The organism is Pseudomonas sp. TWI628 (genome assembly GCF_039673865.1).
GTDB lineage: Bacteria > Pseudomonadota > Gammaproteobacteria > Pseudomonadales > Pseudomonadaceae > Aquipseudomonas.
On the sequence record NZ_JBDJMM010000001.1, the window covers coordinates 232,028 to 251,903 of the forward strand.

Below are 19,876 nucleotides of genomic sequence, written 5' to 3' on the forward strand. Positions count from 1 at the left end.
ATGGGGTCGATGAATCAGCTCGGGCGGGCCATGTACTGCAGGATGCGCTCGCGCAGCCAGCGCTCCGCGGGGTCGTTGTCGTGGGCGCCGCTCCAGACCATCGACAGCTCGGCCTCGGTGATCTCGAAGGGCGCCGGGTCGGCGCGCAGGCTGCCATCGTCGGCCAGGGCACAGGCGGCGTAGTCCGGCACGGTGGCGATCATTTCGGTGTTGCGCAGCAGCGCGCGCAGGCTGCCGAACTGCGGCACGGCCAGCACCACCTTGCGGCAACGGCCGATGCGCGCGAGGTCGAGGTCGATGTTGCCGCTCATGTCGCCGGAGAACGACACCATCACATGGGGCCGGGCACAGTACTCATCGAGGGTCAGCGGGCCGGGGCGGTCGTCGGCGCGCAGCACACGCACACCGATATCGCGCAGTTTGCGGCGTTTGGCGGTGGCCGGCAGGTCGGTGGTGTAGCTCACGCCCACGGAAATCTCGCCACTGGCCAGCAGGCCCGGCATCAGCAGGAAGTTGGCGCGGCGCACCACCACGCTGATGTCCGGTGCTTCCTCGCGCAGGGCCTGCAGCAGGGCCGGGAACAGGCCGAACTCGGCGTCGTCCGAAAGCCCCAGGCGGAACTGGTTGCAACTGTTGGCCGGGTCGAAGTCACGGGCGCGGCTGATGGCCGACGAAATCACGTCCATGGCCGGGCCCAGCTCGGCGAAGATCTGCATCGCCCGCGGCGTCGGCTCCATGGCCCGGCCGCTGCGGATCAGCAGCGGGTCGTCGAACAGTTCGCGCAGGCGGGCGAGGGCGGCGCTGACGGTGGACTGGGTGATGAACAGCTTCTCGCCGACGCGGGTCAGGTTGCGCTCGATCATCAGGGCTTCAAAAAGCACCAGCAGGTTCATGTCGACGCGGCGCAGGTCGTTGCGGTTCATGGGGCTGGCTCACCGGGGGTAGAGGGGTTGGCGGTGTATTGAAGCACGACGCTGAGCGTAGTGCCTTGTATGGATGTGCCGGGGCTATCAGCCTGCAAGAGCCACTCTATTAGACCTCTGCCCAAGCTCGACTAGTCTTCCCCTTGGCCCTGCGAAATCCGCCCGCGGGCGGCGTGTCAGCACTTGCGTGCAAGACCGCGCCGCACGTGACGTGAGAGCTTCGCCAGCCCCGTGTCGGCACGTGACCGACTTGACCTGATGAGGGGTAGGCATGAGCCCAAGTGCTCGGCTGAAAGAACACCTGGCATAGACCGGAAATCTGGATAACCGACCCAAAGGTAACAGCAGATGTCGAACGAATCGAAATGCCCGTTCCATCAAACCGCTGGTGGCGGCACCACCAACCGTGACTGGTGGCCTGACCAGCTCAACCTCAGGATCCTTCATCAACACTCGTCGAAGTCCAGCCCTGACCCGGAATTCGACTATGCCAAGGCGTTCAAGAGCCTCGACTTCCAGGCCCTGAAAAAAGACCTGACCGCCTTGATGACCGACTCCCAGGACTGGTGGCCAGCCGACTTCGGCCACTATGGCCCGCTGTTCATCCGCATGGCCTGGCACAGCGCCGGTACCTACCGTATCGGTGATGGCCGCGGTGGTGCCGGTTCCGGTCAGCAGCGTTTCGCCCCGCTCAACAGCTGGCCGGACAACGTCAGCCTGGACAAGGCCCGGCGCCTGCTGTGGCCGATCAAGCAGAAGTACGGCAACAAGATCTCCTGGGCCGACCTGATCGTGCTCACCGGCAACGTCGCCCTGGAGTCCATGGGCTTCAAGACCTTCGGTTTCTCTGGCGGCCGCGCCGATGTGTGGGAGCCGGACGAAGACGTGTACTGGGGTTCGGAAAAGGTCTGGCTGGGTGGCGACACCCGTTATGGCAAGGAGCAGGTCAAGGCGCAGCCGCCAGGGCAGGGTGACCTGGTCGCAGAGCCGCAGAAACATCCCGAAGAACAGAGCCGTGACCTCAGCAGCGAGCGCAACCTGGAAAACCCGCTGGCTGCGGTGCAGATGGGCCTGATCTACGTCAACCCGGAAGGCCCGGAAGGCAACCCGGACCCTGTGGCATCGGGCCGGGACATCCGCGAAACGTTCGGCCGCATGGCCATGAACGACGAAGAAACCGTGGCGCTGATCGCCGGCGGCCACGCCTTCGGCAAGACCCACGGTGCCGGCCCGGCCGACAACGTCGGCCCCGAGCCTGAAGCGGCAGGCCTGGAGCTGCAGGGCCTGGGCTGGGCCAACAAGTTCGGCAGCGGCAAGGGTGGCGATACGATTACCAGCGGCCTGGAAGTGACCTGGACCTCGACGCCCACCCAATGGAGCAACGAGTACCTCAACAACCTGTTCAACTTCGAGTGGGAACTGACCAAGAGTCCGGCCGGCGCTCACCAGTGGCGACCCAAGGATGGCAAAGGCGCAGGCACCGTGCCGGATGCCCATGACGCGGGCAAACGCCACGCGCCCTCGATGCTCACCTCCGACCTGGCGCTGCGCTTCGACCCGATCTACGGGCCGATCGCCAAGCGCTTCAAGGACAACCCTGACCAGCTGGCCGATGCCTTCGCCCGCGCCTGGTACAAACTGATCCACCGTGACATGGGGCCGCTCTCGCGCTACCTGGGCCCGGAAATGCCCAACGAAGAGCTGCTGTGGCAAGACCCGCTGCCCAAAGCCGACCAGCCGCTGGTGGGCGAGCAGGATATCGCCGGGCTCAAGGCCAGGATTCTCGCATCGGGCCTGAGCGTCGCCGAACTGGTGGCCACCGCCTGGGCGGCTGCCTCGACCTTCCGTGGCTCGGACAAGCGCGGTGGTGCCAACGGTGGCCGGCTGCGCCTGGCGCCGCAGAAGGACTGGGCGGCCAACCAGGGCACTGGCAAGGTGCTGGCGGCGCTGGAGAAGATCCAGGGCGAGTTCAACGCCGGTGGCAAGAAGATCTCCCTGGCCGACCTGATCGTCCTCGCCGGCTCAGCCGCCGTGGAGAAGGCCGCCAAGGATGCCGGGCACAACATCAGCGTGGGCTTCCGCCCGGGCCGTGTCGATGCCTCCCAGGCGCAGACCGATGTCGAGTCGTTTGCCGTGCTGGAACCGCTGGCTGATGGCTTTCGCAACTTCAGCAAGGCCCGCTACAGCGTCAAGGCCGAGAAGCTGTTGCTCGACAAGGCCCAGCTGCTGACCCTCACCGCACCTGAACTGACCGTGCTGATTGGCGGCTTGCGCGTGCTCGGTGCCAACCATGGCGGCAGCAAGGACGGCGTGTTTACCGACAAGCCTGGCACCCTGAGCAACGACTTCTTCCGCAACCTGCTGGACATGGGCGTGGAATGGAAGCCGACGTCGGCGGACAACGACAGCTTCGAGGGCCGCGACCGCAAGACCGGGCAGGTGAAGTGGACGGGCAGCCGGGTCGACCTGGTGTTCGGCTCGCATGCGCAACTGCGGGCGTTGAGCGAGGTGTATGGCAGCAGCGATGGCAATGACAAGTTCGTCAAAGACTTCGTCGCGGCCTGGGTGAAAGTCATGGAGCTTGACCGGTTTGACCTCAAATAGCGCTGTTTGAAGCCGGGGGGCGCAAAGCGCCCCCCGGCCTGTGGCGATAACGCCAATTCCAGGTCGGATAGATACAAAAGCGTCCTCGTTGGTTCTGTTGCAATGCTTTCCAGGCGGCCGGCCTGAACAGCGTGCTCACAACGACAAGGAACACCGACCATGCAAATGCCCCAGACCCTGAAAATCCGCAATGGCGACAAGGTCAAGCCGACCTTCTCCGCACAGGAGTACGCCGCCCGTCACGCCCGCCTGCGGGCCTACATGGCCGAGCAGGATATCGAAGCGGCGATCTTCACCTCGTACCACAACGTCAACTACTACAGCGACTTCCTCTACTGCTCGTTCGGCCGCCCCTACGCGCTGGTGGTGACCCAGGACAAGGTGGTATCGATCAGCGCCAACATCGACGGCGGCCAGCCCTGGCGGCGCACGGTGGGCACCGACAACATCGTCTACACCGACTGGCAACGTGACAACTACTTCGTCGCCATCCAGCAGGCCCTGCCGCTGGCCTCGCGCATCGGCGTCGAATACGACCACCTCAACCTGCAGAACCACGCCAAGCTCGCGGCCTGCTACCCCAAGGCCGAACTGCTCGACATCGGTGTACCGTGCATGCGCATGCGCATGATCAAGTCGGCCGAAGAGCAGGCGCTGATCCGCCATGGCGCACGGGTTGCCGACATCGGTGGGGCGGCGGTGGTCGAGGCACTGCGCGACCAGGTGCCGGAATATGAAGTGGCGCTGCACGCCACCCAGGCGATGGTCCGCGAGATCGCCCGAAGCTTCCCGGACAGCGAGCTGATGGACACCTGGACCTGGTTCCAGTCCGGGCTCAACACCGACGGCGCGCACAACCCGGTCACCAGCCGCAAGGTCAACAAGGGCGATATCCTCAGCCTCAACTGCTTCCCGATGATCGCCGGCTACTACACCGCGCTGGAGCGCACCTTGTTCCTCGATCATTGCCCGGACGATCACCTGCGCCTGTGGCAGGCCAACGTCGAGGTGCATGAGGCGGGCCTCAAGCTGGTGCGCCCGGGCATGCGTTGCTGCGACATCGCCCGTGAACTGAACGAGATCTTCTTGCGCCACGACCTGCTGCAGTACCGCACGTTTGGCTACGGCCACTCGTTCGGCACACTGAGCCACTACTACGGCCGCGAAGCCGGGCTGGAATTGCGCGAAGACATCGACACGGTACTGGAGCCGGGTATGGTGGTGTCGATCGAGCCGATGATCATGCTGCCCGAAGGGCGGCCGGGGGCGGGCGGGTACCGTGAGCATGACATCCTGATCGTCAATGAGCACGGCGCCGAGAACATTACCAAATTCCCGTTTGGGCCGGAGCACAACATCATTCGCAAATAAGCACCGGCGTCGCCTGCTTCGCGGCTGAAGCCGCTCCTACAGAGGCCAGTGAAATACCTGTGGGGGCGGCTTCGGCCGCGAAGGGGCCGGCCCGGGCAATATAAAAACCACTGTATGACCACCAGACCCTGCCTCCAATTAGAAGAATCAGAGGGTACCCGTCATGTCCAGCACCACGCTCAACGCTCCTTCCCTTGACAACGCCGCACCAAACGCCGAACGCCAGGCCCTGCGCAAGGCCGCGCGCGCCAGTTTCATGGGCAATTTCGTCGAATGGTTCGACTACGCCGCCTACGGCTACCTCGCCACCATCATTGCCGCCACCTTCTTCCCACAGACCGACAAGACCAGCGGCTTGCTGGCAACCTTCGCGGTATTTGCCCTGTCATTTCTGGTCCGCCCGCTGGGTGGCGTGGTCTGGGGGCATTTTGGCGATCGCCATGGCCGGCGCAACGCCCTGTCCTTGTCGATCCTGATCATGTCGATTTCAACGTTCTGCATCGGCCTGCTGCCAAGTTATGCGCAGATCGGCCTGTGGGCGCCCGGCCTGCTGTTGCTGATCCGCCTGGTCCAGGGGTTTTCCGCCTCGGGTGAATACGCCGGTGCTGCGGCTTTTCTTGCCGAGTATGCGCCGCCCGGCCGGCGTGGCCTGTACACCAGCATCGTCCCGGCCAGCACGGCCGCCGGGCTGCTGTTTGGTGCGGCATTCGTCGCGGTGCTGCATGAGCTGCTGAGCAGCGAGGACCTGCACAGCTGGGGCTGGCGCCTGCCGTTCCTGCTGGCTGCACCGTTCGGCCTGGTTGGCCGCTACATCCGCATGAGCCTGCAGGACACGCCAAAGTTCCTGGAGATGGAACAGCGCCTGGAACACAAGGCCTGCATGACCCCGGCGCCGATTCGCGAGCTGTTTTCACGGCATCGTCGCAGCCTGGCCATCGGCCTCGGCGTCACCTGCCTCAATGCCGTGGCGTTCTACCTGCTGCTCAGCTACATGCCGACCTATTTGTCCAGCGAGATGGGCATGAGCGAGCGTGATTCGTTCATTGCCTCTACGGTGTCGCTGGCTACCTATATCGGCCTGATCTTCCTGATGGGGCGGCTGTCCGACCAGTTCGGCCGCAAGACCATGCTGGTGGTGGCTTCGTTGCTGTTTCTTGGCCTGACCGTGCCCTTGTTCAAATTGCTCGACGGGCAGCCGTTGCTGGTGATCCTGGCCATCCAGATCGTCTTTGGGGCGATGCTGGCGATGAACGACGGTACCTTGCCGTGCCTGCTGGCGGAGATATTCCCGACTCAGGTGCGCTTCAGCGGCTTCGCCTTGAGCTTCAACCTGGCCAACGCACTGTTTGGCGGCACTGCGCCGTTCATTGCCACCTGGTTGATCCAGGCCACCGGTAGCAAGCTGGCCCCGGCAGGCTACCTGTTGGCGGCAGCGCTGGTTGCGTTGCTGGCCATGTTGATGTGCCGGGAGACGGCGCATTCGGCCCTGCCGGACTGAGCTGCACCGGCACGCCAGCGTCCTTCAATGCAATGAGGCCTGCCGCCGTTCGCCTAACGGTGACAGGCCGAAGAAGCGACTGTAGCTCTTGGAAAAATGCGCCGGTGAGCTGAACCCGCAGGCCAGCGCCACCTCGCGCACCTGCACATCGCTGCGCAGCAGCAGTTCCCGTGCCCGTGACAGGCGCAGCTCCAGGTAATACTGGCTGGGGGTGCGTTGCAGGTACTTGTGAAACAACCGCTCCAGCTGGCGTACGGTCACTTCATTGAGGTTGGCCAGCTCTTCCAGCGCCAGCGGCTCCTCCAGGTTCGCCTCCATGATCGCCACCACCTGGCTCAGCTTGGGCTGGGCACTGCCGAGCAGGGTGCGCAACGGCACGCGCTGGCGCTCGCGCTCCCCCCTTACACGGTCACACAGCAACAGCTCGGCGGCTTTGGCGGCGATGTCCTGGCCACCGGCCTGGCGGGCGACCAGTTGCAGCATCATGTCCATCGCCGCCACGCCACCGGAACAGGTGAAACGGTCGCGGTCCAGTTCGAACAGCTGGCTGGAGATGACAATGTCGGGGAAGTGTTCCTGCAGGGTCTGCAGGTCTTCCCAGTGAATGGTGCAGCGGTAGCCGTCGAGCAGCTCGGCCTTGGCCAACAGGTAGCTGCCGGTGCAGATCCCGCCCAGCGGCAAGCGCTGGCGCGCCAGTTGGCGCAGCCAGTCGATCAGTGGCCGGGTGCCGCCACGGCTGCGGTCGATCGGGTTGGCACCGACCACGAACAGGGCGTCCAGCGCCGGGGCGTCTGCGATAGTGTGGTCGGGCAGCACGCGCATGCGATTGCTGGCCACCACCGGCTCCGGGCTGGCGGCAATCAACACGGTGCGGTACAAGGGGTGGCGCGCTGCCAGGTTGGCCATGCGCAGGGTTTCCACCGCCGATGCCAGGCCAATGGTCGTGAAGTTGGGCAATACCAGAAAACCAAAGGTCCTGGTTGGGTAAGGCATTACGCTTTTGGACGCGGGGTGGACCATTGCGATCTTCCTGTGCAAGCTGAGGCGTAGTTCGTCTGGGGCAGAAGGAAAACAAGCCTCGCGTGTTTCTTGTTGTTATGGGTCGTTGCCGGGCTGATCATACACCCCGGGCGCAACGGCCAGGAATGGACCTGATTGCAGACAGAAGGTGATCGTACGTGAACCCCGAATCCATGCTGGCGGCACTGCCAGGTTTCGCCATCGCCCCTGAGGCGATCCAGGTGTTGCCTGATGCCGCGGCCTACCGCACCTGCCTGCTCGAGCGCATTGCCACGGCGACCCGGCGCATCGTCATCGTTGCCTTGTACCTGCAGGAAGACGAGGCCGGCCAGGAGGTGCTCGATGCCCTGTACCAGGCCAAGGCCGAGCGGCCGGGGCTGGAGATCGTCATCGTGGTCGACTGGTTCCGTGCCCGCCGAGGCCTGCTGGGGGCCGGGCGCCAGCCGGGCAACGCGGCCTGGTACCAGGCCCAGCGCCAGTTGCGTGGGCTCGACGTGGTAATCCATGGCGTGCCGGTGCAGACCCGCGAGCTGTTCGGCGTGCTGCACCTGAAGGGCAGCGTGATCGACGATTGCGTGATCTATACCGGCGCCAGCCTGAACAACGTCTATCTGCACCGGTTCGACCGTTACCGGCTGGACCGTTACCACCTGTTCCAGGCGCCGGCCCTGGCCGACGCCATGGTCGACCTGGTGCGGCGCCTGTTGCACCACACCGCCACGCCGCGCCTGGACTTGCCCGCGCCACCGGCAACCCGCAACCTGCGCGGTGAAATCCGGCGCCTGCGCGCACGCTTGCGGCGCATGGCCTATGAGGCACCGCCAGCCATGGCGGGGCAGGGGCTGCGCGTTGTTCCGCTGCTCGGCGTCGGCCGTGGCAACCCGCTCAACCGCACGCTGTGCGCGCTGCTGGCGGCGGCACGTGCGCAGATCATCATCAGCACGCCGTATTTCAACCCGCCACGGGTGGTGATGCGCGAGATCGACCATGCCCTGGACCGGGGCGTGCGCATCGAGCTGATCGTCGGCCACCGCACCGCCAACGACTTCTACATCGCCCCGGGCGAGCCGTTCAGCGCCAGCGGTGCCTTGCCGTACCTGTACGAAGACAACCTGCGCGCCTTTGCCCGGCGGCGCCAGGCCGCGATTGCCAGCGGCCAGTTGCAGATACGCATCTGGAACGACCCGGGCCATACCTTCCACGCCAAGGGCGTGTGGGTCGACCAGCGCTATTCGCTGCTGACCGGCAACAACCTCAACCCGCGCGGGTTCAACCTGGACCTGGAAAACGGCCTGCTGATCGATGACCCGCACGGCCAGTGGCTGGTACCACGGGCGGTGGAGCTTGAGGGCATTCGCCGGCATGCGCCGCAGATCGGCACGGTGGCTGAACTGGGCGAGAAGGCCGAGCACCCCAAGGAGGTACGCAAGTTCCTCCGCCGCCTGCGCTACAGCCGGCTGGAGCCGTTGATCAAACGGGTGCTCTGAGCTCGCCTGCACGGGCCTCGTCGCGGGCAGCGACAGTGACCGCCGCCTGGCACAGGCTATCATCAAGCTGGGCAACGCCATGGGCATGCGGAGCGTGCCCTGCGCGGACACATCCATTTGCGTGCAACGCGACGGTTCGCCCCTCTGAAAAGTTATCTCGAACGCATACAATCAGCGCTTTTCCACGTTAACCAGACAGGCCAATCCGTATATGGCGCTTGATCCACCCACGATGCTGACGATCAGCATCGCCCTGGCCGCTGCGGCTGCGTTGTACCTGGCGATCGAGTGGCGCAGTGTCCGCGAAACATCACTACTGTGCTGGAGCGCCGGTTTCGCCACCATCACGGTTGGTTCGACCCTGGCCCTGCTGCGCGGCATCGGCCTGCTGCTGATCGGTATCTGGTTCGCCAACGGCTTGCTGGTGGTCGCCCACGCGTTCTTTTTGCTGGGCGTGGTGCGTTTCACCCAGGTCCGGCTGTCATGGGCGTGGCTGCTGATCGTGCTGGTCTGGTTCGGCTTGCTGCTGCTGCCGGTGGGGCCGCAGTGGTCGAAAGTGATGCTGATGGTCAACTCGCTGCTGGTGGCGTTGCTCACGCTCAAGGCCAGCTACCTGCTGCGCCCGCACGGCAAGTCGCTGAGTGTAGGGGCGGTGCAGTTGCGTTACGTGCTGCTGGTCCATGGGCTGTTCTATGTGGCCAAGGCGATCGTGGCGGTGACGCCGGGCTCGCTGATCGACCTGGCGACCTTTGGCGGCTTGATCATCCAGGTTTCCCTGGTCGAAGGGGCGATGGCGATCATGCTGATCGCGCTGTCGATGACCGGCACCGTGCGCTACCGCCGTGAAGAGCGCATCGCCCGGCTGGCCGCCCGCGACCCCCTGACCGCGCTGTACAACCGGCGGGCCCTGGAAGTGCGGGCCACGCACCTGTTCAAGGCGGTCAGCCCGGCGCAGCCCGGGGCGTTGCTACTGATCGACATCGACAACTTCAAGCTGGTCAACGACCTGCATGGCCATGCGGCGGGAGACCGCCTGTTGATTGCCTTGAGCGAGATGATCCGCGCGGTGCTGCCGGAGCGGTCGTTGGCCGCGCGGCTGGGCGGCGATGAGTTCGTGATCCTGCTTAGCGATGTCAGCAGCGAGAGCGTGGTGGAACTGGGCAGCCAGCTGCGCGACCAGTTCCAGCAGTTTGCCAGGGAGGCGATGCCGACCCCGCAGGCAGTGACCTTGAGTATTGGCGCCAACCTGTTCGACCAGCCGCCGGCCAGCCTGGCGGCGTTGATCGAGCAGGGCGATGTGGCGTTGTACCAGTCCAAGCGTGGCGGGCGTGACAGCATTCGCCTGGTGGACCGGACTGTGGCGAGCGCTGTGCGATAGCAAGGGGCCGCACAGCGGCCCCGGCGATCTCAGGTCACTACCTGATAGCAAGGCACATACGCCGCGCCACCCGGCAGTTTCATCCGGTGCTGGTCGACAAACGCCTGCAACAGGCGCCCCAACGGCTCCAGCACCGCCGCATCGCCGCGGATCTGATACGGCCCGTGCTCCTCGATCAGCCGGATGCCCTTGTCCTTGACGTTGCCCGCGACGATCCCGGAAAACGCCCGGCGCAGGTTGGCCGCCAGCTCGTGCGCTGGCAAGTCACGGCGCAGGGCCAGTTCGGCCATGTTGGCGTGGGTCGGGTCGAACGGGTGCTGGAAGCCACCGTCGATCTTCAGCAGCCAGTTGAAGTGGAAGGCGTCATTGCGCTCGCGGCGGAACTGCTTGACCTCCTTGAGCCCCTCGACCATGTGCCGGGCCACTTCGGCCGGGTCATCGATGATGATCTGGTAGTGGCGCTGCGCTTCCTCGCCAAGGGTGGCGCCGACGAAGGCATGCAGCTGCTGCAGGAACGGTTCGGCGCTGCGCGGCCCGGTGAGTACCACCGGGAACGGCAGGGCCTGGTTGTCCGGGTGCATGAGGATGCCGAGCAGGTAGAGGAATTCCTCGGCAGTGCCAGCGCCGCCGGGGAAGATGATGATGCCGTGGCCGACACGGACGAAGGCTTCCAGGCGCTTCTCGATGTCCGGCAGGATCACCAGCTCGTTGACGATCGGGTTCGGCGCCTCGGCGGCGATGATGCCCGGTTCGGTCAGGCCCAGGTAGCGGCTGCCGTGCATGCGTTGCTTGGCATGGGCGATGGTCGCGCCTTTCATCGGGCCCTTCATCACGCCCGGGCCGCAGCCGGTGCAGATGTCCAGTTTGCGCAGGCCCAGTTCGTGGCCGACCTTCTTGGTGTACTGGTACTCCTCGCTGCTGATCGAGTGGCCGCCCCAGCACACCACCATCTTCGGCTCCACGCCAGGGCGCAGGGTGCGGGCGTTGCGCAGCAGGTGGAAGACGTAGTCGGTGATGCCCTGGGAGCTTTCCAGGTCGATGCGCTGGCTGGCCAGCTCGCTTTCGGTGTAGACGATGTCGCGCAGGGCGCTGAACAGCATTTCGCGGGTGCTGGCGATCATTTCACCATCGACGAAGGCGTCCGCCGGAGCGTTCAGCAGCTCCAGGCGCACGCCGCGGTCTTGCTGGTGGATGCGGACTTCGAAGTCCTTGTACGCCTCGAGAATGGTCTTGGCGTTGTCGACATGGGCGCCGGTATTGAGAATGGCCAGGGCGCACTGGCGGAACAAGGTGTAGAGGCTACCGGTACCGACTTCACTCAGTTGCTGGACTTCACGTTGCGACAGCGTCTCCAGGCTGCCTTTGGGGCTGACGGATGCATTGATGACATGGCGTTGAGGCATCTAAGTCGTTCCTGTGCAGGTAAAAACATCCTTGCAAGACAACACCATACCGATCAATGCACGTCAACCTAAAAGGCGTTGCACACCCAGGGTAATCGCCAGGCCGCCACCTACCAGCCACAGGTTGAGCAGCGCACCGGTGATCAGCGCCTTGGGCCCCGCCTGGCGGATCTGGCTCCAGCGGGTTTCCATGCCCAGCGCGGTCATGGCCATGGTCAGGGCGAAGGTGTCCAGGCTGTTGACCGCCTGGGTCACGCTGCCCGGAAGCACCTGCAGCGAGTTCACCAGCACCAGGGCGAGGAAACCGAAGGCGAACCAGGGCATGGCGATGCGGCCGTTGCCCTGTGCCTGGCCGGGTTGGCGCGAGCGGCTGATCCACAGGCCCACCACCAGCAGCACCGGCACCAGCAGCATCACCCGGGTCATCTTGACGATGGTGGCGATGTGCGTGGCTTCGGGGCTGACATTGCTGGCCGCGCCCACCACCTGCGCCACTTCGTGGATCGTACCGCCGAGGAACAGCCCGGCGCCCAGTGTGTCCAGGTGCAACCAGCCAGCGTTGATCGCCAGTGGGTAAAGGAACATCGACAGGGTGCCGAACAGCACCACGCTACCGACCGCCATGGCGCTCTTGTGCGGGGCGCTGCGCAGTGCCGACTCGAATGCCAGCACGGCGGCGGCGCCACAAATTGCGCTGCCGGCCGCGGTGAGCAGGGCGGTGTCGCGGTCCAGCTTGAACAGCTTGGTGCCGCACCACAGGCCGATCAGCAGGGTGCTGGTCACCACCAGCAGCGATACGCTCAAGCCAGACCTGCCGACTTCGGCGATCTCCTGCAGGCTCACGCGCAGGCCGAAGAAGGCCACGGCAATGCGCAGCAGCCCGCGGGCCGAGAAGTTGATACCGGCTGCCCAGCTGGCCGGCACGCCATCGCGCAGGGCGTTGCCGTACAGAGCGCCGGCGACGATGCCGACGATCAGCGGGCTGATGCCCAGGCTGGCGATGGCGGGCAGGGCTGCCAGCTGGGTGACGGCGAGCGCGAACAACGCGACGAACAGGATGCCGTTGAGCCGCCCTCGGGTAGAGAGGGTGGGCGCCAACGCGGGGTTGGAAGTTGCCGTGGCCATGTGAGTCCTCCGGGAGAGTGTTTCGACATGGCCTACGTTAATCTGGTTATAAGCTTATAAAAAATCGTAATTTAGGATGGCAAATATCCGCTTAGCTGATACTTTGACTGTATGACCCCAGAACAGCTGATAACCTTCGCCACCGTAGCCGAGCACGGCAACATCAGCCATGCGGCTCAGGCCTTGCATCTGTCGCAACCGGCGGTGTCCGGCCAGCTCAAGTTGCTGCAGGAAGACTTTGGCGAACCCCTGTACCAGCGCGCCGGCCGTGGCGTGCGCCTGACCGCTGCCGGCGAGCAGCTGTTGGCTCATGCCCAGCGCCTGCGCGACACCTTCCGCCAGGCCCAGGCCTTGTGCGAGGCCATGCGCGGGCTGGAGCGGGGCACCTTGCGCATCGGCGCCAGTACCACGCCGGCCAGCTACCTGCTGCCGTACCTGATCGCCGACTTCCACAAGCGCTATCCGGAGGTGCTGGTGACCACGTCCCACGGCAACACGGCGGAGATCGTCGCAGCGCTGGACAGTGTCGATATCGCCATGATCGAGGGGCCGCCCGGGCAGGAACTGCCATTGGGCACGCAAGTGACCGCGTGGCGTGAGGACGAGATCGTGGCCATCGTGCCAAGTGATCATCCGCTTGCCGAGGCCCAGGGGCAAACCTTGGCGTCACTGGGCGCCTATCCCTTGGTGTTGCGCGAAAGTGGCTCGGGGGTCAGGCAGATCGTCGAGCGGGCGTTTGCCCGCTACGGCGTGGCGATGCGCGTGGCGTTGGAGATTGCCGGGGTCGAAGGGGTGAAAGAGGCAGTACGGGCCGGGATGGGGGTTGGATTCGTCTCGGCCATGTCGATCCGCCATGAGGACGGCGCACTGCGGCAGGTGCGGATTGCGCCAGCGCCATTGGTCAGGCGCTTTTCCATCCTGTTGCCCCACGCCGCCACGCCTTCGCGGGCGGCGGCGCGGTTCATGGAGCTGTGCGTGGCGCCGCTGGTTGCAGCGCCCGGATGATGGGTCAGCTTTTGCCAGGCCAGGGGAGTGAGCCCTTCAGCCTTCATGAAGGTGCGGCAGAAGTGCGCCTGGTCGTAGAACCCACAGTCCAGCGCGATTTCTGCCAGCAGCATCCTGGCGTCTGCCAGTAGCTCCTTGCTCTTTCTGATCCGCTGCTCGCGCATCCATTGTTGCGGCGGCACGCGGGTGCTTTCCTTGAACATCCGGGTGAAGTGGCTGCGCGACAGGGCGCATGCCTGGGCAAGCTGCGTCACCGAGATGCCCACGTCCAGATGCGCCAGCATCAGCCGCTTGGCGGCGTGCAACTGCCAGGGCTTGAGCTGCCCGGTCGATTTCGAGGCGACAGTCGCCAGCACAGTGCAATCGCCACTGCTCATGAGGGTCCATTCCTGTTCGAGAGGGGGGAACGCTCAGCGGGCAGGGCTGCCCGCTGAAGGTGGCTCCTGGCCGATCAGCGGGGCGCGGCAACCGGCGCCAAGGTCGGGCCGTGCTGAACGCGCTCAGGCGCCTTGTGCACCATGGTGTAGGCGTAGTCCACGCCCATGCCGTAGGCACCGGAGTGTTCCTTGACCAGCTCCATCACGGCATCGTAGGTATCGCGGTTCTTCCAGTCGCGCTGCCACTCCAGGAGCACCTGCTGCCAGGTCACCGGTACCACGCCTGCCTGGATCATGCGCTGCATGGCGTAGTCATGGGCCTCTTTGGTCGTGCCGCCGGAGGCATCGGCCACCATGTAGATCTCGTAACCGGCATCGTGCATGGCGGACAGCGCAAATGTGGTGTTGCAGACCTCGGTCCACAGGCCAGAAACGATGATCTTGTTGCGACCGTTCTTCTTCAGGGCATCGCGAACCTTCTGGTCGTCCCAGGAGTTCATGGAGGTGCGCTCCAGCAGTGGCGCATCCGGGAACACGGCCAGCAGCTCGGGGTAGGTGTGGCCGGAGAAGCTCTCGGTTTCCACCGTGGTGATAGTGGTCGGCACGTTGAAGATCCGGGCCGCCTTGGCCAGGCCCACGGTGTTGTTCTTCAGCGTCTGACGATCGATGCTTTGCACGCCGAAGGCCATTTGCGGCTGTTGGTCGATGAAGATCAGCTGGCTGTTGAACGGGGTCAGAACTTCAGTGTTTGCAGTGCTCATGGTTATTCCCTGTGCTGGATGGTGATCAACGTTCCTCAGCGGGTCGTCGCTGGGTGCCAGCAAAAGATAGTCAAACATCGAGCGCAGCGGTGGCGCACTTTTGCGCCACCAAAGGCGCAATAATGCACCCGTGGTCATGCCGTTCGCGGTGCTAGCATTCGAGCCACGCGGATCACCCCGAGCCGCCATCCATCCGGGAAAATGCAATGGCCGCTACACGACCTTTCAACGACGATACCGCCTATTGGGGCGTTCCATGGGAAGAAAGCTACGGTTATCCGCAGGCGCGGCGGGTAGGCAACGAGCTTTTCGTGTCCGGCCAGTTCAGCCACGACGAGGACGGCAGCCTGGTTGCGCCGGCACCTCTGGATGCCGACGGCAGGCCGAGTGATTTCTCCACGATGGGCGTACAGATGCGCGTCTGCTACGCCAACATCGCCAAGCTGCTCGCCCTGTACGGTGCCAGCCTCGAGGATGTGGTGGAAGAAACCCTCTACGTGCTCGACATGGACGCAGCGTTCGCCGTGGTCGGGAAGGTGCGCAAGGCGGTCTATGGCTCGGATCGCCCCCAGGCGGCGAGCAACATCATCGGCGTGTCGAGGCTCGCCCAACGCCCTCAGCTGATCGAAATCGTCTGCCGTGCGGTGATCGGCGCACCGGCCACCCGCGCCTGAGGGCCAGGCATCAGCCTGTCAGGTCGCAAGCGCCTGCTGCCCTTCGACCAAGGGTTTAAGGTCGGCAACTGCAGCAGCGCAGAAGGTCATGAATGCTTTGACGCGCCAGGACTTGCGTATGTCCTGATGGGTCAGCAACCACAATTCGTCCTGCAGCTCCGGTACTACCGGACCGAGGCGAACCAGGCCGGGCGTGATGTCGCCCAGCATGCAGGGAAGGAACCCGTAACCCAGGCCCGCTGCAATGGCGGCACTCGCCGCTGCCACTGAATCGGTGCGGTAGGCAATGCACTCTGGCGCAACCCGGCCTTCCACATGGCGGGTCGCTTTCAAGCCGCACAGCGCCCCGGAATACGACACCCAACCGTGACCTTCGGCAAACGGGTCGGCAGGTAGCGGTTGCCTGACACTGGCATAGGGCGCCCAGGCGATGTTGGCCAGCTTTCTGCCCACCAGGCTTTCTGCGGGCTTGCGCGTGGCACGTACCGCGATATCCGATTCATCCCGGGCCAGGCTCAGCGTTTCGTTGCCGACCAGCACTTCAATGCTGATCCCCTCGTTGAGCGCTTTGAAATCCGCGATGATCGGGGTGAGGAAGTACAGCAGCAGTGAGTCGCTGGTGGTGATCCGCAGCTTGCCAAGCGGGCCTTGGCCTGCCCGGGAGACCCGCCGGGTCACACTCACGATATCGAGTTCGACCCGCTCGGCCAGCGCTCGCAGTTCCGCGCCTTCGGCAGTCAGCAGGTAGCCGGCCTTGCGGTGGTCGAACAGCGCAACGCCCAGGGTCTTTTCGACCTGGGAGACCCGGCGCGACACCGTTGAAACGTTGATGCCCAGTTTCTTCGCCGTAGCGGAGCGATTGGCGCAATCACTCAAGGTCTTGATGATGCGCAAATCGTCCCAGGAGAGCTGGTTGACCGCCTGAGTGACATCCCATTCGGGCCCAGTGGTGGTGGCAGGGATCGGCGAGACACTTCCAGGTGACGGCTTCACGGGGTTCATTCCAGGTGCGGTGTGCAGATGATACGAGAAGGCGCGTGGGCAACCAAGGTGACGCGCCGCTCTTGCAGACGTATCCACCTGGTGCCGGAACTCGACATCCTCCCTGTCGGTCATCAGCATAAGGATGTTCGTTCCAGCGTTCAGGATGTCGCGCATTCTGCAGGTGCGATCCCTCATGAGCGTCAGCAAGCATCGTCCCGCCAGGGCAAAGGTAACGATCCTCTGTGCCCGAAATGACCAAGTCCTTCTGGTGCGCAGGAAGGGCGCTAAATGGAAGTTCCCAGGCGGGCTGCTTGAGACGGGTGAGGCCCCGATCGTAGCGGCTGCCAGAGCGCTTTGGAACGCCCTGTCGTTACACTGTTGCGGCCTCAACGGGGTGGGCACCATTGAGGTAGGTAATGTGCTCCACCATGTTTTTACCGCTGACTTCGCTGAGGGCTGCAGTGTCTCGCTTGGCAACGGCATTGTCGCGTGCAAGTGGGTCGGTTGGCAGGACTTGAGCGCGACCATGCTGAAACCCACGGCCGCTGCCTTGCTGGCTCGTGATTTGTCGGCGCTTGTCCATGGTGATCAGCCTGCTGTTTCTCAGTTGGTATCCAATCCAGATTGAACGGCGCGTTCAGCGAGCCGGTCGGATCATTAAATGCCATGAAAAAGGATGTTAGCGATGAAAGCGATGACTCGAGTATTCACTGGCTTGGCGCTTGTAGGGGCGTTGGGTGCCACGTCAGCATGGGCGGATCAGCCTGGAGCGGATTGGAAGGTGACCAAGGATCAAGCCGAAGCCACCTTGAAAGGCGCCGGCTACACACAGATCACCAAGATCGAGGCCGATGATGGTCACTGGGAAGGCGAGGGCATGAAAGCTGACGGCAAGCAGTATGAGTTCCAGGTCGATCCGCACGACGGGAAGATCATCAAGGACGAGCTGGATAACTGATCAGGGCGGGTGTTGCTCTCTGAGCGGCCCGCGTCATCACGCGGGCTTTTTTCAGGGAGTACGACACCGGTCTCGCATCATGCTCAAAGCTGCCGCTTCCAGGCTCAAGAGCAGGTTATTTGGATTCCCGTTGTCTTTGCAGTTCCTGGTGCAACCAGATGCCTGCCGGTTGCACGCCTTCCGGGCATCGCACCTCATAGGCACGTCCACTCAGGCTGCTTTTAGTGGCAGCAAGGTCAATGAAGTCTTCCGCGCTTTTCACCCTGTTCTTGCTTTCGAGATAATTCAGCTTCTGCTCCAGATGCGCTCGCGCTCGGGAACCTGGATATTCGGCTCCGTTGCGAACAAATGTGCAGTCACTGTGCTCTACGAAGTCCAGCAGGCCACTTATTTCTCTATCGGCTTGAGAGAGGGCTGATACGGGGGGGCCAAGGATCATCGCGAGCAGGCAAATACCTGTCGCCATCATCAGTTGACGAATAAGCCGCACGGAGCCTTTTGTCCACGCTCGCATGATTGATCCTTCCCACCTATAACATTTTCTCCAGCCCAATCGTGCTACTGAGCCACGCATTGAAGCGCCGCCACCAGCTCCCCGGTTCCTGGGTCAACGTATGCTGTTTGCCGTTGTCTTCGGTGACCCATACCAACTGGGAGCCTTGCAACCGGGCGTGATAACTGAGGGCAGGGGCCATGCCCTGCAACGCCAGTTCACGCACCTGCCCGGCGAGCTTCGGATCGTCGACCAGCACGCCGACTTCGGTGTTCCACAGCAAGGAGCGTGAGTCGAAATTGAACGAGCCGATGAACGCTTTCTGCTGGTCGAAAATCATCGCCTTGGTATGCAGGCTGGAATCGGAACTGTTGGACGAACCCTTGTGAAAGAGGCGCGGCTTTCTGTTGCCATGGTCACCGGCTTGGCGGCGTAGCTCGAATAATTGCACACCATGCTCGAGCAAGGTCTTGCGGTAAGGCGCGTAGGCACCATGCGCCGCAGGAACATCGGTCGCCTCCAGCGAATTGGTCAGCAAGCTGATCGACACGCCGGCGTCGGCCTGACGTGTCAAATACATCACACCGGGTTGGCCGGGTACCATGTAGGCCGAAACCAGAATAAGTTCCTGGGTGACGCCGTTGAGTTCGGGTGCCAACTGGGTGGTCAACAGTAGATACGGAGCGGGTTCGCCATCGGCCAGGACCTTGCTCGGCGCATCCCACAACGCTTTGTTCCAGGCCCAGATCAATTCCCGGCGCCAGTGGTTCAGGCGAGGCTGAGTGGTATACCTCATCAACTGCTGATAGAGCGCATGATGCTGAGTGCGAGTTTCCTCCAGCGAGGCATCCAGCCGAGTCCGAAGATCTTCCAGGTCTTTGCCCGTCGGCTTGAACGCTATGAACTGCTCGATCGGCTTGCTCAGGGCACTGTTCCAATACTCGTCGAAACCATGTCCCAATTGTTCTGCGACCGGGCCGACACTGAGCATGTCGATGTCAGTAAAATTTCTGTTGGGCTCGGCATCGAAATACTCGTCCCCCAGATTGCGCCCGCCGACAATGGCCACACAGTTGTCTACCACCCACAGCTTGTTGTGCATGCGCCGGTGTTGCTGCGACAGGTTGAAGAGCCGACCCATCGTGCGTGTCACGACGGTACTGCGGCCCAGATGCAGAGGATTGAACACTCGGATCTGTATATACGGATGCGTCGCCAGCGTCGCGATGGTTTCCTCCAAGTCATCGCTGGTGGTGTCATCGAGCAAAATCCTCACGCGCACGCCACGGTCGGCAGCGACGAGTAACTCGCGCAGCAGTATCCGAGTGCTGATACCGTCGTGGACGATGTAGTACTGCAGGTCAATGCTGCTTTGAGCATTGCGAATCAGCTCGGCGCGGGCGGCAAACGCCTCGGCGCTCTCCGGGAACAGACGAAAGCCCGAGCGTCCTTGATGGGGGGCTACCTCGGCCTGGATCGAACGACCGAACGCCGAACCGTTGGCGGGCAAGGCCTGACTGGGTTCATGGGGGGCATTGGGTGTCGTGCAGCCACCGAAGAGCAGCGTGAGAAACAGAACGGCAAACAAGGGCTGTTTGGATCTCACGGAGGGTACCCCGGCGGATGGCGATGAGGGGGCGGAGCCGAAGAATGGGCCATCCCTTACCACCCGCGCATAGCTGTAACGACCGTGCGCAATGTTTCTTCGATCAGCGGTGTTGTTCAAAGCGTAGATCAACTGCGAGGGTGCCGTATCGTTCCGGGCGTATCAGGCAATGCCGCAGAGATCATCTTCCCTCCTGCTCAACGCGTACC

The 19,876-nt window shown here is 63.6% G+C and carries 17 protein-coding genes and 1 pseudogene; 9 read left to right on the forward strand and 9 right to left on the reverse strand.

Annotation, left to right across the window (positions count from 1 at the left end):
- Positions 1 to 14 precede the first annotated feature (14 nt).
- Entirely contained in the window at positions 15 to 923 is a 909-nt protein-coding gene (locus ABE528_RS01235) for a LysR family transcriptional regulator (protein ID WP_085675983.1), read from the reverse strand.
- A gap of 348 nt (positions 924 to 1,271) precedes the next feature.
- Between ABE528_RS01235 and katG the strand changes: the two genes are divergently transcribed.
- The 3 genes from katG (at position 1,272) to ABE528_RS01250 (ending at position 6,396) form a co-directional block, all read left to right on the forward strand.
- Positions 1,272 to 3,527, forward strand: coding sequence for a catalase/peroxidase HPI (gene katG, locus ABE528_RS01240; protein ID WP_346651920.1), 2,256 nt, complete (start codon positions 1,272 to 1,274; stop codon positions 3,525 to 3,527).
- 159 nt (positions 3,528 to 3,686) lie between these two features.
- Positions 3,687 to 4,898, forward strand: coding sequence for a M24 family metallopeptidase (locus ABE528_RS01245; RefSeq protein ID WP_152957705.1), 1,212 nt, complete (start codon positions 3,687 to 3,689; stop codon positions 4,896 to 4,898).
- Positions 4,899 to 5,061: 163 nt separating this feature from the next.
- Positions 5,062 to 6,396, forward strand: a complete 1,335-nt coding sequence (locus ABE528_RS01250) for an MFS transporter (RefSeq protein ID WP_346651921.1) — start codon at positions 5,062 to 5,064, stop codon at positions 6,394 to 6,396.
- 24 nt (positions 6,397 to 6,420) lie between these two features.
- Here ABE528_RS01250 and ABE528_RS01255 read toward each other — a convergent pair whose 3' ends face one another.
- On the reverse strand, positions 6,421 to 7,416 hold the full coding sequence (locus ABE528_RS01255) for a GlxA family transcriptional regulator (RefSeq protein WP_346651922.1): 996 nt from the start codon (positions 7,414 to 7,416) through the stop codon (positions 6,421 to 6,423).
- 158 nt (positions 7,417 to 7,574) lie between these two features.
- Here ABE528_RS01255 and pssA point away from each other — a divergent pair, with 158 nt between their 5' ends.
- Together pssA and ABE528_RS01265 are read left to right on the forward strand one after the other, a co-directional pair.
- Complete coding sequence (gene pssA, locus ABE528_RS01260; RefSeq protein WP_346651923.1) at positions 7,575 to 8,903, forward strand: CDP-diacylglycerol--serine O-phosphatidyltransferase; 1,329 nt, start codon at positions 7,575 to 7,577, stop codon at positions 8,901 to 8,903.
- A 211-nt stretch (positions 8,904 to 9,114) separates the two neighbouring features.
- The gene (locus ABE528_RS01265; protein WP_152957702.1) at positions 9,115 to 10,281 is read left to right on the forward strand and encodes a GGDEF domain-containing protein; all 1,167 of its coding nucleotides are present in this window, start codon (positions 9,115 to 9,117) and stop codon (positions 10,279 to 10,281) included.
- A 29-nt stretch (positions 10,282 to 10,310) separates the two neighbouring features.
- Here ABE528_RS01265 and ppnN read toward each other — a convergent pair whose 3' ends face one another.
- Positions 10,311 to 11,684, reverse strand: coding sequence for a nucleotide 5'-monophosphate nucleosidase PpnN (gene ppnN / locus ABE528_RS01270; protein WP_152957701.1), 1,374 nt, complete (start codon positions 11,682 to 11,684; stop codon positions 10,311 to 10,313).
- Positions 11,685 to 11,747: 63 nt separating this feature from the next.
- Positions 11,748 to 12,809 (reverse strand): YeiH family protein, encoded by a 1,062-nt coding sequence (locus ABE528_RS01275; RefSeq protein ID WP_346651924.1) that lies wholly within the window; start codon positions 12,807 to 12,809, stop codon positions 11,748 to 11,750.
- A gap of 111 nt (positions 12,810 to 12,920) precedes the next feature.
- Between ABE528_RS01275 and ABE528_RS01280 the strand changes: the two genes are divergently transcribed.
- A complete protein-coding gene (locus ABE528_RS01280; protein WP_346651925.1) occupies positions 12,921 to 13,814 on the forward strand; it encodes a LysR family transcriptional regulator in 894 nt (297 codons plus the stop codon).
- A gap of 8 nt (positions 13,815 to 13,822) precedes the next feature.
- Here the strand turns inward: ABE528_RS01280 and ABE528_RS01285 are convergent.
- A pseudogene (locus ABE528_RS01285) lies at positions 13,823 to 14,191 on the reverse strand (AraC family transcriptional regulator); the annotation flags it as partial.
- Between the two features lie 74 nt (positions 14,192 to 14,265).
- Positions 14,266 to 14,952, reverse strand: coding sequence for a hydrolase (locus tag ABE528_RS01290; protein ID WP_152957698.1), 687 nt, complete (start codon positions 14,950 to 14,952; stop codon positions 14,266 to 14,268).
- 206 nt (positions 14,953 to 15,158) lie between these two features.
- Between ABE528_RS01290 and ABE528_RS01295 the strand changes: the two genes are divergently transcribed.
- Positions 15,159 to 15,626 carry a RidA family protein gene (locus ABE528_RS01295; protein WP_346651926.1) on the forward strand — a complete coding sequence of 156 codons (468 nt, stop codon included), beginning with the start codon at positions 15,159 to 15,161 and terminating at the stop codon, positions 15,624 to 15,626.
- Between the two features lie 18 nt (positions 15,627 to 15,644).
- Here the strand turns inward: ABE528_RS01295 and ABE528_RS01300 are convergent, their stop codons facing one another.
- Entirely contained in the window at positions 15,645 to 16,628 is a 984-nt protein-coding gene (locus tag ABE528_RS01300) for a LysR family transcriptional regulator (RefSeq protein WP_346651953.1), read from the reverse strand.
- Positions 16,629 to 16,803: 175 nt separating this feature from the next.
- On the opposite strand from ABE528_RS01300, the gene ABE528_RS01305 reads away from it, so the two are divergent.
- Both ABE528_RS01305 and ABE528_RS01310 read left to right on the forward strand, forming a co-directional pair.
- Entirely contained in the window at positions 16,804 to 17,238 is a 435-nt protein-coding gene (locus ABE528_RS01305; RefSeq protein WP_346651927.1) for an NUDIX domain-containing protein, read from the forward strand.
- Positions 17,239 to 17,295: 57 nt separating this feature from the next.
- On the forward strand, positions 17,296 to 17,568 hold the full coding sequence (locus ABE528_RS01310) for a PepSY domain-containing protein (protein ID WP_346651928.1): 273 nt from the start codon (positions 17,296 to 17,298) through the stop codon (positions 17,566 to 17,568).
- Between the two features lie 115 nt (positions 17,569 to 17,683).
- Here ABE528_RS01310 and ABE528_RS01315 read toward each other — a convergent pair whose 3' ends face one another.
- Entirely contained in the window at positions 17,684 to 18,034 is a 351-nt protein-coding gene (locus tag ABE528_RS01315; protein WP_346651954.1) for a DUF5329 domain-containing protein, read from the reverse strand.
- 64 nt (positions 18,035 to 18,098) lie between these two features.
- Positions 18,099 to 19,667: a phospholipase D family protein gene (locus ABE528_RS01320; RefSeq protein WP_346651929.1), complete on the reverse strand. Its 1,569-nt coding sequence runs from the start codon at positions 19,665 to 19,667 to the stop codon at positions 18,099 to 18,101.
- Between the last annotated feature and the right edge of the window lie 209 nt (positions 19,668 to 19,876).